The organism is Haloferula sargassicola (genome assembly GCF_040362925.1).
Lineage (GTDB): Bacteria > Verrucomicrobiota > Verrucomicrobiia > Verrucomicrobiales > Akkermansiaceae > Haloferula > Haloferula sargassicola.
Genome location: NZ_BAABRI010000025.1, coordinates 32,773 through 46,096 on the forward strand (window position 1 = coordinate 32,773; position 13,324 = coordinate 46,096).

At 64.1% G+C, this 13,324-nt stretch carries 17 protein-coding genes; 11 read left to right on the forward strand and 6 right to left on the reverse strand.

Translation table 11 applies throughout. From position 1 onward, the window contains the following. Nucleotides 1-19 precede the first annotated feature (19 nt). The 6 genes from ABXH26_RS18155 to ABXH26_RS18180 all read left to right on the forward strand — a co-directional run bounded on the left by ABXH26_RS18155 (nt 20) and on the right by ABXH26_RS18180 (nt 3,339). Complete coding sequence (locus tag ABXH26_RS18155) at nt 20-436, forward strand: hypothetical protein (protein ID WP_353568522.1); 417 nt, start codon at nt 20-22, stop codon at nt 434-436. A gap of 63 nt (nt 437-499) precedes the next feature. Further along, complete coding sequence (locus tag ABXH26_RS18160; RefSeq protein WP_353568523.1) at nt 500-907, forward strand: type II secretion system protein; 408 nt, start codon at nt 500-502, stop codon at nt 905-907. Continuing rightward, the gene (locus tag ABXH26_RS18165) at nt 889-1,383 is read left to right on the forward strand and encodes a hypothetical protein (RefSeq protein WP_353568524.1); all 495 of its coding nucleotides are present in this window, start codon (nt 889-891) and stop codon (nt 1,381-1,383) included. The genes ABXH26_RS18160 and ABXH26_RS18165 overlap by 19 nt, the downstream gene beginning before the upstream one ends. Continuing rightward, complete coding sequence (locus ABXH26_RS18170) at nt 1,383-2,105, forward strand: hypothetical protein (protein ID WP_353568525.1); 723 nt, start codon at nt 1,383-1,385, stop codon at nt 2,103-2,105. The genes ABXH26_RS18165 and ABXH26_RS18170 overlap by 1 nt, the downstream gene beginning before the upstream one ends. After that, nucleotides 2,102-2,818 carry a hypothetical protein gene (locus ABXH26_RS18175; RefSeq protein WP_353568526.1) on the forward strand — a complete coding sequence of 239 codons (717 nt, stop codon included), beginning with the start codon at nt 2,102-2,104 and terminating at the stop codon, nt 2,816-2,818. Before ABXH26_RS18170 ends, ABXH26_RS18175 begins: the two co-directional genes overlap by 4 nt. Next, the gene (locus ABXH26_RS18180; protein ID WP_353568527.1) at nt 2,815-3,339 is read left to right on the forward strand and encodes a hypothetical protein; all 525 of its coding nucleotides are present in this window, start codon (nt 2,815-2,817) and stop codon (nt 3,337-3,339) included. Before ABXH26_RS18175 ends, ABXH26_RS18180 begins: the two co-directional genes overlap by 4 nt. A gap of 5 nt (nt 3,340-3,344) precedes the next feature. Here ABXH26_RS18180 and ABXH26_RS18185 read toward each other — a convergent pair whose 3' ends face one another. The 5 genes from ABXH26_RS18185 to ABXH26_RS18205 form a co-directional block, all read right to left on the reverse strand. Next, complete coding sequence (locus ABXH26_RS18185) at nt 3,345-3,905, reverse strand: DUF420 domain-containing protein (RefSeq protein WP_353568528.1); 561 nt, start codon at nt 3,903-3,905, stop codon at nt 3,345-3,347. Further along, on the reverse strand, nt 3,902-4,603 hold the full coding sequence (locus ABXH26_RS18190; protein WP_353568529.1) for an SCO family protein: 702 nt from the start codon (nt 4,601-4,603) through the stop codon (nt 3,902-3,904). The genes ABXH26_RS18185 and ABXH26_RS18190 overlap by 4 nt, the downstream gene beginning before the upstream one ends. Next, nucleotides 4,600-5,394, reverse strand: a complete 795-nt coding sequence (locus ABXH26_RS18195; RefSeq protein ID WP_353568530.1) for an SCO family protein — start codon at nt 5,392-5,394, stop codon at nt 4,600-4,602. Before ABXH26_RS18195 ends, ABXH26_RS18190 begins: the two co-directional genes overlap by 4 nt. Before the next feature lie 18 nt (nt 5,395-5,412). Next, nucleotides 5,413-6,324 (reverse strand): heme o synthase, encoded by a 912-nt coding sequence (cyoE, locus tag ABXH26_RS18200; RefSeq protein WP_353568531.1) that lies wholly within the window; start codon nt 6,322-6,324, stop codon nt 5,413-5,415. Between the two features lie 61 nt (nt 6,325-6,385). Further along, a complete protein-coding gene (locus ABXH26_RS18205) occupies nt 6,386-7,468 on the reverse strand; it encodes a nucleoid-associated protein (protein ID WP_353568532.1) in 1,083 nt (360 codons plus the stop codon). 172 nt (nt 7,469-7,640) lie between these two features. On the opposite strand from ABXH26_RS18205, the gene ABXH26_RS18210 reads away from it, so the two are divergent. From ABXH26_RS18210 to ABXH26_RS18225, 4 genes are all read left to right on the forward strand, one after another. After that, the gene (locus ABXH26_RS18210; protein ID WP_353568533.1) at nt 7,641-7,883 is read left to right on the forward strand and encodes a DUF6364 family protein; all 243 of its coding nucleotides are present in this window, start codon (nt 7,641-7,643) and stop codon (nt 7,881-7,883) included. Further along, on the forward strand, nt 7,880-8,299 hold the full coding sequence (locus tag ABXH26_RS18215; RefSeq protein WP_353568534.1) for a PIN domain-containing protein: 420 nt from the start codon (nt 7,880-7,882) through the stop codon (nt 8,297-8,299). The genes ABXH26_RS18210 and ABXH26_RS18215 overlap by 4 nt, the downstream gene beginning before the upstream one ends. A gap of 183 nt (nt 8,300-8,482) precedes the next feature. Then, nucleotides 8,483-8,707 carry an addiction module protein gene (locus ABXH26_RS18220; protein ID WP_353568535.1) on the forward strand — a complete coding sequence of 75 codons (225 nt, stop codon included), beginning with the start codon at nt 8,483-8,485 and terminating at the stop codon, nt 8,705-8,707. Next, nucleotides 8,704-8,997, forward strand: coding sequence for a type II toxin-antitoxin system RelE/ParE family toxin (locus ABXH26_RS18225; protein ID WP_353568536.1), 294 nt, complete (start codon nt 8,704-8,706; stop codon nt 8,995-8,997). Before ABXH26_RS18220 ends, ABXH26_RS18225 begins: the two co-directional genes overlap by 4 nt. Here ABXH26_RS18225 and ABXH26_RS18230 read toward each other — a convergent pair. Then, the gene (locus ABXH26_RS18230; RefSeq protein ID WP_353568537.1) at nt 8,994-11,837 is read right to left on the reverse strand and encodes a GNAT family N-acetyltransferase; all 2,844 of its coding nucleotides are present in this window, start codon (nt 11,835-11,837) and stop codon (nt 8,994-8,996) included. The genes ABXH26_RS18225 and ABXH26_RS18230 overlap by 4 nt on opposite strands. Before the next feature lie 296 nt (nt 11,838-12,133). Here ABXH26_RS18230 and ABXH26_RS18235 point away from each other — a divergent pair, with 296 nt between their 5' ends. Beyond that, on the forward strand, nt 12,134-13,324 hold the full coding sequence (locus ABXH26_RS18235; RefSeq protein ID WP_353568538.1) for an acetate/propionate family kinase: 1,191 nt from the start codon (nt 12,134-12,136) through the stop codon (nt 13,322-13,324).

Consider the following 13,324-nt stretch of genomic DNA (forward strand, 5'->3'; position numbering starts at 1 on the left):
GCCGTCCCGGCATCCCACCATGCAACTCACCCGCTTCGACCGCTGGCTCCGGAAGAAGTTTGTCTATCAGACTCACCTCTACGCGCTTCGCAAGCCCGAGGTCCTGCCCGCCGGGATCCGGGTGGAGGAACTTCCCGAAGCCCCCGGCCGCCAGTACCATTTCAAGTTCTCCTCGAACTCCGAAAAGTCCGTGACGGCGCTGATCCAGCTCTTCACCGAGCACAACCAGATCTACACCACTCGCATCGTGGACCGCCGTACCTGGTACACCCCCTTCATCGCCCCCAAAGGCGGCAAATCGGTCACTTGGTGGTGCGTGTGGGCCGTGATCTTCGTCATCGGCGGCTTCACCCTGACCTCGGCGATCCGCGGAATTCTGAACAACCCGACGGTTCGCGAGAACCTTGCCGGCGCTTGGGAAACCTTGAAGGGCTAGGTGATCACGTCATATTTCTTGCTTCCCTTAAATATCCGGCATAGCTAGGCTCCTCAGCAGCTTATGAGGCGATCCGGCCCTAGTTTCCACCTTCCCGCCTTCACCCTGCTTGAGATGTCACTGGTGATCTGCATCATGTTGGCACTCATCGGGGTCGGGATGTTCAGCTCCTCGAAAATCGAGGAATGGCGGGCCGGCAAGGAAGCCACGGAAGTTCTCCGCGGGGCCTATGTGGCCCAGCGGATGTACTTGTCCGACCACCCGACCACGGCGGTGAGCACCCTTACCCGGGCCAATCTTCTGCCTTACTACCCGAACCATCCTTCCTCCTTTCCGACCGTGAAGGGCCTGGATGGCACCGCGCTGGACATCAAGGTTTCCGTCTCTCCCCCTGTGATCGTGAACTCCAACGGCTCCGTCTACGATCCGTCTGGTAAAGCCGACGACTCGCTATGGGATGTAGGGGAATAGTACTGGCGAACGTCCTGGCGGTCTGGCTCGTCCTTTTCACGTCGCAAGCCTCGGCAGAGGACTTCCGACACATCGGCGACTTCACCGTGCAGTCGCGGATCAAGGTCGCCGAGGGAAAGGTCATCCGGATGCCGGTCGAGCCGCTGATCCTCAGCGCCTACACCGATGGGATCAGCGTCCGCCTCTCGGCCGACGGAGACGTTTCCTCGTCCAGCGACTACACGATCTACCGGTCGGATGGCATCGGCCGTCAGCGCGGCCGGGACGGAGCCCTCGAAGTCCTGCCCGGCGTCCAGGCGACTTCACAGAATGGCGGCGTTCTGCGACAACTCCGGCTCACCGAGGAAACCCTCACCATCACCACCTTTCCCGGCATTTCCAACCAAACCGTCATCATCCACGCCGTGGCCTCCGCCCCCCCCAAGGCGAAGCCGATCAGCCCGGATGAACCTCCCCTCAGCCAACGCCAACCCTGATGCGCCCGCTCCCCACCACTCCCGAATCCCTGACCGAGCCCTTCTCGACCGCCCCCGGCCCAGCCCTCGAAATCGGCTCCTCCGTTGCCGCTCCGAACTACCGGCGCTCCGGCCCTTCGGATCGCACCCCGTACCCGTGGCTGCTGCTCGCCAGCACCACTTTGGCGGGCGTCTTCTGCTACCTTTACCTGACCAAGCCGATCATCGCGGGATCCGAAACCACTTCCGAAAACAGCGCGGCCCCGCCGGCATCCGCCAGCGTCCCGGCCACGACGACTCCGGCTCCCGCCGACGTTTCCTCATCGAAGCCCGAAGCGGTCGCTCCCTCCACCCTTCCCACCACGGATGCTTCGCCCTTCGAGGAAACCGTGCTCCGGATGCAGCATGTGGTCTTTGCCTCGGGACCTGAGGAAGAGGATCTGGGCCGCCTCACCATCGAAGTGCCCGTCGCCTACGAAAGCGGCACCGTTCACTGGAGCATGAATGACGTCGAACACGCTCGCAGCCTTCTGGCGCGCATCCAGTCCTATCAGCAAAAGGCGAGAGGTCTCCGCGAGGAGGCGGTCTCCCTCATCACCGAGTGGGACAACCTGATCATCAAGTCCATCCCTGAGAGCAGCCTGCGGGCGGACAGCCCGACCCTGCCTGAAAACCAAGGCACCGGCACCGCCGACCAGGCCGCCTTCAAAACCACGAACACCATCGAGATCCACGACCGATGAAAGCGTTTCTTCCCTTGCTTCTCCTACTGCCTGCCTCAGCCCAGGATTTCGCTCCCAAGGATTCCGAGCGGGATCCCATTCTCAGCAACCTCCTTCTGAAGGAGGCCGAAGAGGCCGCCGCCACCCCGATCCACCCGGAGACGGATGCTCTGCTCGTCACCGGAAATCCCCCTCCGGAGGCCGATCTGGTCAAGTCCACCGACAAACCGGCAGAAGAAGCCGAACCGGCGGACCATGATTTCCCGGAAGCCACGGCGGGAACGCCGGAGCCCACGCCGAAGGGAGCCCGAATCACCGTTCAGGAAGGATCCTCGAATGCCGCCATCAGCAGCGACCGCATCGATCTCAAGGCCCCGTTCCAGCCGAAATTGCTCGGCACCCCGCCCGCTGGCTGGAGACTCAGCGAGGTCGATACCGTGCCGCCCGTCGAGGAGACCGTGACCCTCGCCAACGGGGCCAAGGTGCCGCTTTCCATCCGCCCCTACCTGCTCGTTCCGGACGCCAATGGTGACACCAGCTTCGCCCTCACCGAGCCGGGCTTCCAAGCTTCCAAGGGCTACGCCCAGACGGACACCGTCGGCTCCATTCTCGCCGATTCGATCCACCACCTCGACGACGACTCGGACCGCCTTGCCGCCACCGCCCGCAAGCTCGGCGAACTTCTCGATTCCCTTCCTTCAGCACCCACCACCTCACCCACCGAAGAGCCATGAAAATGGATTTCGTCCCCATCGCCTGCACCGCGGCCATGGCGATCATGATCGGAGCCGCCGCGTCCCACTACAGCTCCGTTCGCCAGATGATCCAGCTGGCCGAGGGCAGCCCCGCGATCCGCCCGCAGGAGCCGTCCCCGGCGGCCCCCGCCAAGCTATTTGAACTGGTCGAGCACCTGCGCGAGCAGAACGCCCTGCTGCAGGCGAACCTCGACGCCCGGTCTCCGGCCGTCGCCACCTCCGCCCCCCTGCCGGTCAGCACCGCCAGCACCCACGACGACCTCCAGCATTTCCTCAGCGAACTGGTCCAGCAAAACCAGGACCTCCAAACCAAACTGGCCGAGACCAATCGCGACGTGATGGCACTGGAATTCCGCGTTGATTCCCACTCCGAGCAATTCCGCCCGCTCCATGTCTCCGACCCGGGCAGTTTCGATCTCGATGCCCCGACCGCCATTCCGCTCCAAGAGGACAGTCTTCGCAACGACGTCGGCGTGCTGCCCCCCCTCGACCTGCCCTGAGCCCGTTAGTAATACGGCCTCAGCATCAGGTAGCAGACCGGCCCGGTCACTGCCACGTAGAGCCACAGCGGAAAAACCCAGCGCGCCAGGCGGCGGTGGGCTTGGAAGCGGTTCGTCAGCGCCGCAATCAGCGTGAAGAGAATCGGCGGGAAACTCACCGCCGCCGTCACGATGTGGGTGATCAGCAGGAAAAAATACACGCCCCTCATCAGCCCCTGCCCCCCATAGCGGGTCGGGTCATTGGTCATGTGATAGGCCACGTAGGAAAGCAGGAACAGCACGGACAGACCCACGGCCACCAGCATGGCCGCCCGGTGCGCGGCCACCCTGCCCCGCCTGATGAACCCCAGGGCCACCACCAGCACCAATCCGGCCAGTGCATTCACCGCCGCGTGAAACGGAGGCAGAAAACCCGTGTTCCACCCTTCCGGCAGATCGAGCCGGATCCGCTGCATCGCTGCCACCAGCAGGAGCACCACCGCGGACACGATCCAGGCCGCGACCTTGAGTTTCGACGCCAGTGCTTCGTCCGCCGGACGGCCCAGCCATTCCGCCCGCTCGCTCATTTCGCCAGTTCCTTTTCGATTCGCTGCTGCAGGTCCGACCTCAGGCGATCATACAGCCCGGGATCCCGCTCACGGCCTTCGTCGCTGCGGGCATCGGCCAACGGCCACTTGCCCACCACATTGAGGTCGCGATCGATCAAGAGCAGCCCCAGATCGTGCGAGTAGCGGCCATTCGATTGGATATCCAGCGGATCAGTGCGTTCGCGGATTTTAAAGAACCCGAGATGATTCTCGAGGAAATCATGGGTCGAGGCCGCATCCTGCCCGCGGGTGAACCACCACGATTCCGGCTCGGCCCCCAGGGCCTCGCCGTAAGCCTTCAACTCCGCGGGACCGTCCGTTTCCGGATCGACCGATACGCACACCATCCGGAAGTCCGGATCGCTGCGGTATTGATCGTAAATAGCCTTCAGCTCCGCCCCGTTGCGCACCGCGCAGTGGGGGCAGACGGCGAAGAACTCCGCCAGCAAGGTCACCTTGCCCTTCAGGTCGGTGATTTTCACCTGTTCCCCATCCTGCCGTGTGAGTTCCAGGTCGCCCTCGATCGGGAAAAACGTTTCCACGGATTCCGCCCCGACGTCGGTCGCCGGCGGCAGCTGGGTGTCAGGCACGGCGTTCGCAATGCGGATGAAGAACGCGACGATCGCGACCGAGACGCACCCGACCACGCCATAGATGAGCAGGATCCTTCCTTTCATGATTCACTTTCGTTTTCGATCGCCGGCTCGGCAAGCAGGTGATCGATGGTTTTGAGAAGCAATTCCTCAAGCGCCGCGACGTTGCTTTTCCCCAGCCCTTCCGACCGCCCTTCCGCATCCCATCGGGCGGCCTGCTCGAAGTCGAAGTCCACCTGATGGCGGTAGTTCAGCTCCTTGCCGGACGCCTTCCGCGCCCGCACCGTGGCCTTGCGGATGTGCCGGTCCCGTCCGATCACCACAATCGACGGGTCGTAAGACCACAGCCCATCCTTCTTTTCCGGGTAAAAGCCGGCCCTCAGCCGGTTCTTGAGAAACTTGTGAAGGCTGTCCTCCTGCGCGCCCGCCAGCCACCACTTCGGAAGCTCGGCACCGAGCTCGTCGGCGTACTTCGCCAAGGTGGCGGGCGGCTCGTTTTCCGGATCCACCGTCAGGTTCACGATGTGAAAATCCGCACGGTCGGCATAGCGCTTCGAGAGATCCTCCAGCACCTTGCGCGTCGCCTGCCAGGTCTCCGGCTGGGAAAAGCTGACCGGTGAGATGACCCACACATCCCCGGCCAGGTCGAGCAGTCCCGCCTCGCTCTCGTCCTGCCGCCAGACCTTGAAGTTCTTGTCCAGCCGCGCGACCAGCGCCGGCCGGTCGTCAGCCGCCTCCTCTGCGGCGTGGCGATTGTAAGCAACGAGCACCATCAACCCGCTCAACAACATCAGCCCGGCCAGGATCAAACCGGTGCGGCGGAGTTTCTTCGGATCCCTCTCGGCGGGCTCGAGGTGGGCGACGGGGCTCTTCATCGGGCCGCGGAAACTAGACTAGCCCCACGCGAACGCAAGACATCCCAGCTCGATCGGCAGATACAACAGCGTGCCGAAGAACAATTTCCGGAAGGACGACCGCTCCCCATCGCGCATGAAGCGCCCGGAAAGTGCCGCCAGCATCAGGCCCATCAGCACACCCGCCGCCAGTGCGACGTGACCCGGCCACCCCGGCGTCCAGCCCGCCAGCCACGGCCACAGGGGCAGCGCCGCCAGGACCAGCGAGAAAATCGCGCTCAGCAGGGCGCTCTTTTTCCCGCTCACGTCGCCGTTGCTCCACATCTTGTAGCCCGCCGTTTCATACTCCTCCCGGCACAGCCACGAGATCGCCACGAAATGCGGCAGCTGCCACAAGAACAGCAGCGCGAACAGGAACCACGCCCCCCAGTTCAGCCCGTGCCCCGGCACCGCCGCCCAGCCGATCATGGGGGGGATGGCCCCCGGAATGGCCCCGACCAGCGTATTGGTGCTGCTCCAGCGCTTCAGCGGCGTGTAGATGAAAACGTAGGTCGCCACCGTCACCGCCGTCAGGATCGCCGTCAGCGGATTCACCTTGGCGGACAGGTGGATGATCCCCATCGCCGCCAGCATCCAGCCCACCCCGAATGCGAACAGCGGGTCCATCCGCCGCGCCGGCAGTGGCCGGTCGGCCGTGCGCCGCATCCGCGCGTCGAGGTCCACCTCCATGAGCTGGTTGAAGGCCGCCGAGCCAAACGCCGCCAGCCCGGTGCCAATCAGGGTGTTGGCCAGCAGCAGCCAGTCGATGCCGTCCTCCTTCGACGCCAGCAGGAAACCGAAGAAGGTCGTGATCAGCACGAACAGGTTCAGCCGGACCTTCATCAGGACCATCAGGTCCTTCCGCAGTCCCGGCTTCGCTTCCGCCGCGCTGGACGTTTCCTCCTCGCTCATCTCAGTCAGTCGATTTCACCGCCACTTCCATCGCGTCTTCGCGCCTTTGCGGTTCCGCATCCTACTTCACGTAATCCTTCCGATAGTAAATTTTCACATACCGCATGTCGCGATCCGAATCGTGGCCGTGTTCGATGACCCCGTCGGGCTCGGCCGCCACGTTCGGTTTCAGTCGCACCTCCACGCCGGTGTCGAACTTCATCACCGACTTCATCAACTTCCGCGCCTTGCTCACCTCGCGCTTGGAAATGGCGAACTCCTCATCGAGCTTCACCCCCTCCTCCTCTTCCAGCTTCCGCCGCTCCGCGGCGAACTTCGCCTTCGCCTCCGGCGTCCGCAGCGCCTGCTCCTCGAACTCCTGCAGCGAGAACTTCTTCTTTCCATCGAAATAGGAAAGCGCCTCGCTGGCCGCCTTGTTCGCCTCCCATGGAGGAGAATCATCGCCTTCTTCCTCCGCCTCGCGCTTCGGCGGGGTCGACACGGCCGCGACCGCCATTTCCGCCACCCGCTTGGAAAACAGGTTGTCGTCGGCGATCGGCACCACGCCCAGGAAATCCCGCACCCAGAAGCGCGACTCGTTGCCCGCGCGGTCGAAGGTCAGCACGTAGAAGCCCTTTTCCTCGAAATGCTCCAAAATCAGACAACCCTTGTCGATTTTCTCCGGGTGAATCCCCTGCTCGGTGTGGAGCTCAAGGTCGCCGTCCTTGGTCGCGATGCTCAGGAACGGCGTCACGCTTTCCGACTTCAGGATGCACAGCGCGCGCTTCGCCACGCCGTCCCACTTGATTCCCTCCAGCATCGCCACGCACAGGTCGCCCGACTTGATGTTCGGGTGGTTCGACTTCGAGTAAAGCCGGGCCGCGATCGCCTGGCCTTGGTCCAGAAGGGAGTCGGGACTTTCAAAAAGAGCCCGCGCCACCTGGTTCATCTCATGTTTTTCCAATGCACTGTGGTGCTGGAACCGCTGCCCCTGCAGCGAACGGAACGGCCGCGTGAAGATCCCGGAAAGCAGCCCCTGATCCTCGTCATCGACATGAAAAACCTGCTTCGACGTCTGCAAGGGCTCGTCCCGCGACGGATTCCCCACCTTCGCCAACACCAACCCGGCGATCCGGACGTCCTCGAATTCCAATCTCAGCTGCACGCGCCCGACCTACCCACCCCCGCCTCGCCGCGGAAGGGAAAACGGATCACCCCGGCGAAATCTCCGCCGTGGCGCGAACGTCCGGTTTGCGAATGTCGCGCGGGCCTCCGGCCTGAAGTCCCCCGACACTTCCGGGTTGTTACGACGTATCTTTTTGCTATTCTTCTACGTCATGGCCAAGCTCACTCTCCACGTTCCCGACGATCTGGTCACTGCGGCCAAGCAAGAAGCCGAGCACCGGAAGACCTCGGTCTCGAAGCTGGTGAGCGACTATTTCCGCGCCTTCCGAAAAGCCCCTCTCGATGCCCCTGCGGCAAAACTACCTCCGGTGACTGCCTCCTTGGTCGGCTGCATCACTGACCCTGGCGACGACCGAGATGCCTACATCGACCACCTCGAGCGCAAGCATTCGTGATCGCCTTGGTCGATACCAACGTCGTCCTCGACGTGATGCTCGGGCGCGAGCCCCACCTCCAAGCCTCGGCCGGTGTACTTTCCGCCGTCGAGACCGGCCGATGCCAGGGACTTTTGTGCGCGACCACCCTGACGACCATCCACTACATCGCTGCCCGCCACTTGGGCGACAAGGCGAGCCTCTCCAAGCTCGGTTCGCTGATGTCGATCTTCGGAGTGGCCGCAGTCAACCAGGCCGTCATTCGCTCAGCACTCACCCGGGACATGCCCGATTTCGAGGATGCCGTCCTCCACGAAGCGGCGCTCCAGGCCGGAGCCCAATGCATCGTTACCCGCAATCTCGACGACTTCACAAAGGCTGACATCCCGGTTTATCGCCCGGAACAGTTTCTGGCCGCGCTCGAACCGCCTCAATGACGCTCTGGATCGTAGCTTCCACCGGCTGGCTCGACTTCAGTTCGCCTCCACCACTCCGACGATCCGGACGTCCTCGAAATTTCCATCTCAACTGCACGCGCGTCGCCAAAACCCGCACCTCACTCGGGAAAAAGGACCACCTCGAGATTGCTGTCGGAGCCGCACGAGCTATCCTCTCCGTTCATGGACACGGCAATCCTTCAAAAAGAGGCCCTCCTCCTTCCGGAAAAGGATCGGGCGCTCTTGGCAGACCGGCTGCTTGCCAGTTTGACTCTTACTTCGCCTGACCTTGAGGCTGCATGGATTCGCGAATCGAGCGACCGTCTTCAGGCATTCCAAGGCGGAGAGATTTCATCCGTCGATGGCCCCGCAGCCTTGGCGGATCTGAAGGCCCGCTTCAAAAAATGACCTACCGCTTCCTGTCGCCGGCGCTGTTGGAGCTGACCGAAGCGGCGCAGTTTTACCATCAGGAGGTCGAAGGCCTCGGCGCTGAATTTTTGGAGGAAGTGGACGCCGCCATTTCCCGAATTCTCCAGTTTCCCGAGGCCTGGAGTCCTTTGAAGGATGATTTCAGAAGGTGCAGCCTCCGCAGGTTTCCCTACGTCATCATTTACACAATCCGCGACGAGGGCGAGATCCTGATCATTTCCCTATTCCACCAGAGCCGTGAACCCCGATCGTGGCGACGAAATCTTTAGGATTGCCCCAGCGCCTCAAAATGCGCCACCGCCGCCTTCGCCAGGCCTTCCGGATCGTAGCCGCCTTCGAGCACGGAAACCACCCGTCCTCCCGCCCAGCGGTCCGCGATCCTCACCACCGCCCGCGTCAGCTCCGCGAAATCCTCCGGCACCAGCTTCAAGCCTCCCAGCGGGTCGCTCGCCAGCGCATCGAAGCCCGCGGAAATCAACACCAGCCCCGGCCGGAATTTCTCCATCGCCGGCACCAGCCGGTCCTCGATCGCCGAAAGCACCGCTTTTCCATGCGACCGGTGCTTCAGCGGCACGTTCATCGTCGTCCCGATGCCACGACCCGCGCCGGTCTCGTCCTCGCCACCCGTGAATGGAAAAATCCCCTCCTCGTGCGTCGAAAAGTAAAACACGTCCGGATCCGCAAAAAACAGGTCCTGAGTCCCGTTCCCGTGGTGCACGTCCCAGTCGACGATCAAGACCCGCTGCACCCCGAACTCCTCCTGCGCGTGCCGCGCCATCAGCGCGACGTGGTTGTAGATGCAGAACCCCATCCCGCGGTCCGCCGTGGCGTGGTGACCCGGCGGCCGTACCGCCACAAAAGCCCGCTTCACCCGGTCATCCATCACCGCCGCCACCGCTTCGAGACCAGCACCGGTTGCCAGCATCGCGACGTGTTCGCTTTCCGGACAAATCGCCGTGTCTCCCGTCCGCAGCCGGTCGGCCAGTGATTCGACATCGATATGCACCAGATCCAAATAGTGCGCCGCATGACAACGCAGCAGCTCCGCCCGCGTCGCCAACCGTCCTGTTAGATCAACCGCACCCAGCCGCTCCGCTGCCTTCGCCAACGCCTCGCCGAGCACCTGATACCGCCGCGGATTCTCCACCTCGCCCGGTCCGCCGTCGTGCTTCAGGCACTCTTTCGACCAAAACCAGCCCACCGCCACCTTGGCCGGCTTCGCCGAAACGGAGGCCTTCCCCGTTTCCCCGCGTCTCTTCGACACCGCCGCCACCGGCATCCGGAAATGCAGCTCGCCATCCTCCCTCCGCGACTTCCCTCCGATTTTCTCGAACAAGCGGATCATCGGCGTGTTCGTCGGCAGCACCGACGCCCAGAACTCCACGATCCCCCGCTTCTTCGCCACCCGCGCCAGCTCATCGACCAGCTCGCCCGCCATCCCCATCCGCCGCGTCTCGTCGTGCACCACGAAGGCCACCTCCGCCGAGTCGACCGCCACATCGCGATAAAACCGCCCCACCGCCCGGATCACCGGCTCCCTTCCGAGCCCGATTTCCTCGAAAATCCCCAGCGCCAGATCCCTCGACTGGTCCACGCCCACCAGCTTGAATGCCGAGTCCGCCGGCATCGACTCGCGCAGGTAGCCATACCGGTTGCGCACCGTTTCCTCGCTGTGGCTGTAGAAGAACTCCTGCAAACGTCGTACATCCGAGGCATGCAGCGGCCGCAGGAAAAACGACCGGCTGCCATCGCCCAGTCGCAGCCGTCGATACTCCACGCCCGACTTCACATCGCCCGGCGCCAGGCTGGTCGGCGCGACCGACACGAACTTCGGAATCCACCCCCGCGCGTGCGCCCCGCGCATCAGCTCCTCGCGGAACTTCGGATCCGCGATCTGGATCATCTCCAGCGCCCGCTCGCGGATGCTCTTCCCGCGCAGGCTTGCCACGCCGTGCTCGGTGATCACATAGTACACGTCCGTCCGCCCGGTCGAAACCACGGTCCCTTCCGGCGGGCTCGCCACGATCCGTGACACCTCGCCGTCCTCGCTCGTCGAGCGCAGCACGTGCACCGGCCGCCCGCCCGCGCTCCCCGCTGATCCACGCAGGAAATCCAGCTGCGCCCCGATCCCGCCATGAAACCGGTGCCCCGCCGCATCGCGCATCACCTGCCCCGTGATGTCGATCTGCCGCGCGCCGTTCACCGCCACCATCTTGTGATTCATCGCGATGATCCCCGGATCGTTCACCCAGTCGCTCGTCCGGAACTCCAGCTCCCCGCATTCCGCCACGAAATCATAGAGCGCCTTCGACCCCAGCGCGTGGCTCACCACCGCCTTGCCCGTCATGAAATGTTTCCGCGAATGATCCACCGCCCCACCACGGATCAGCTCCATCAACTCATCGCACAGCAGCCCGCTGTGGATCCCCAGATGCCGGTGTCCCCGCAGCGCGGAAATCGCCGCCCGCGCCGTGGTTCCCAGCCCCACCTGCAAGGTCGAGCCGTCATCCACCAGCTCCGCCAGATACGCCCCGATCTTTTCCCGCACCGGGTCGCGCTTCAGCTTCGCCAGCGTCGCCAGCGGCTCCTCCTTCTCGATGAACCAATCGATCTTCTCCACCGGCAGCGTGCCATCCCCTTTCGTGAATGGAATCCGCGGATTCACCTGCGCCACCACCACCCGCGCCGCCTCCACCGCCGCCTTCGCCACGTCCACGCTCACCCCCAGCGACACCCGACCCTTCGCATCCGGCGGGCTCACCGAAATCAGCGCCACATCGATCGGCAACACGGTCGAGCTGAAGAACTTCGGCACCTCCGACATCGAAGCCGGCGTGTAATCCGCCCGCCCCTCCAGCACCGCATCGCCCAGCTCCGGCGTCAGGAAAAACGAGTTCGTCCGCAGGTTTTCCGCGAACCTCGGATCCACCCACGGCACCTTCCCCAGCGTGTGGATGTGCACCAGCTCCACATCCCGCATCCCCTCCGCCGCCTTCAGAAACCGCCGCATCAACTCCCGCGGCACCGACGCCCCCCCGCACACGAACACCCGCGACCCCGCCCGCACGATCCGCGTCCACACCTCCCTGCTGTTCTCCAGCTCTTTCATACCCCTCCATCCTGCACCCCCCACCGCCATCCTCAATCTCCCCGTGCGGCTTCAGATCAAAACCGCAGATAAACGCCGATGAACGCAGATCAAAAAAACAACCGATCCCATCCATCCCAAAAATCCCATCCATCCTGATTCCCAACCCCCAGCAGCCCGCCTCAAAAACCATCTGCGTCCATCCGCGTTCATCTGCGGTTGAAAAACCCCGATTCCCTCCGCCGAAATTGCCGAATTCCCCGCGCTTCCGGCATTGCCGTTGACCCGCTCCCCATGTGCGGGAGACTGCCCCCGTCATGGCCGTCCTCGTCATCAACTGCGGCTCGTCCTCGGTGAAGTTCGCCCTTTTCGCCGCCGACGATCCCCAACCCGCCGCCCACGGCATCGTCGAGCGCCTCAACAGCCCCGACGCCCGCGGAAAAATGCACCTCGCCGGCGATGGCTACGTCGACCTCGCCGTCGATGCCCCCGGCGACCACACCGCCGCCCTGCGTTCCGCGATCGACGCCCTCCGCGCCCAACCCGGGCTCGAGCCCGTCACCGCCATCGGCCACCGCACCGTCCACGGCGGCCAGCGGTTTTCGAAACCCGTCCTCATCGATGCCGACGTCCTCGCCTCGATCCGCCTGCTCGCCCCGCTCGCACCCTCGCACAACATCCCGAACGCCCTCGGCATCGAGGCCGCCTCCGCCGTCTTCCCCGGCATCCCGCAGGTCGCCGTGTTCGACACCGCCTTCCACCAAAGCATCGCGCCGAAGGTCTATCGCTACGCCATTCCCGACGAACTCTACCGCGAGCACGACGTCCGCCGCTACGGCTTCCATGGTACCAGCCACGCCTACGTCGCCGCCAAAGCCGCCCACGCCCTCGGCCTCCCGGAAAAGCACCGCCTGCTCACCGCCCACCTCGGCAACGGTTGCAGCGCCACCGCCGTGCTCGATGGCAAATCGGTCGACACCACCATGGGCCTGACCCCGCTCGAAGGCCTCGTCATGGGCACCCGCAGCGGCAACGTTGATCCCAACCTCCACGCCTTCCTCCACCGCCAGACCGGGATGTCGCTTCAGGAAATCACCGACCTCCTCAACCAGAAGTCGGGCCTCACCGGACTGGCCGGCATTTCCGACATGCGCCAGCTCGCCGAGGCCGAGGCCGCCGGCGACCCTGCCGCGCGCCTTGCCATCGACGTCTTCACCTTCCGCCTCGCCCGCGAACTCTGCGGCCTCTGCGCCGCGCTCGGCGGACCGCCCGACGCCCTCGTTTTCACCGGCGGCATCGGCGAAAACTCCGCCATGATCCGCCGCGAAACCGTCGCCCAACTCGGCGTGCTCGGCTTGAAACTCGACCAAGCGGCCAACCTCGAGCACGGCCGCACCACCGCCGGCCGGATCAGCCCGCATGGTACGAAGCCCGCCGTACTTGTCATTCCCACCAACGAAGAGTTCGCCATCGCCACCGCCACCCGCGAAGTCCTCGCACAAGCCTGA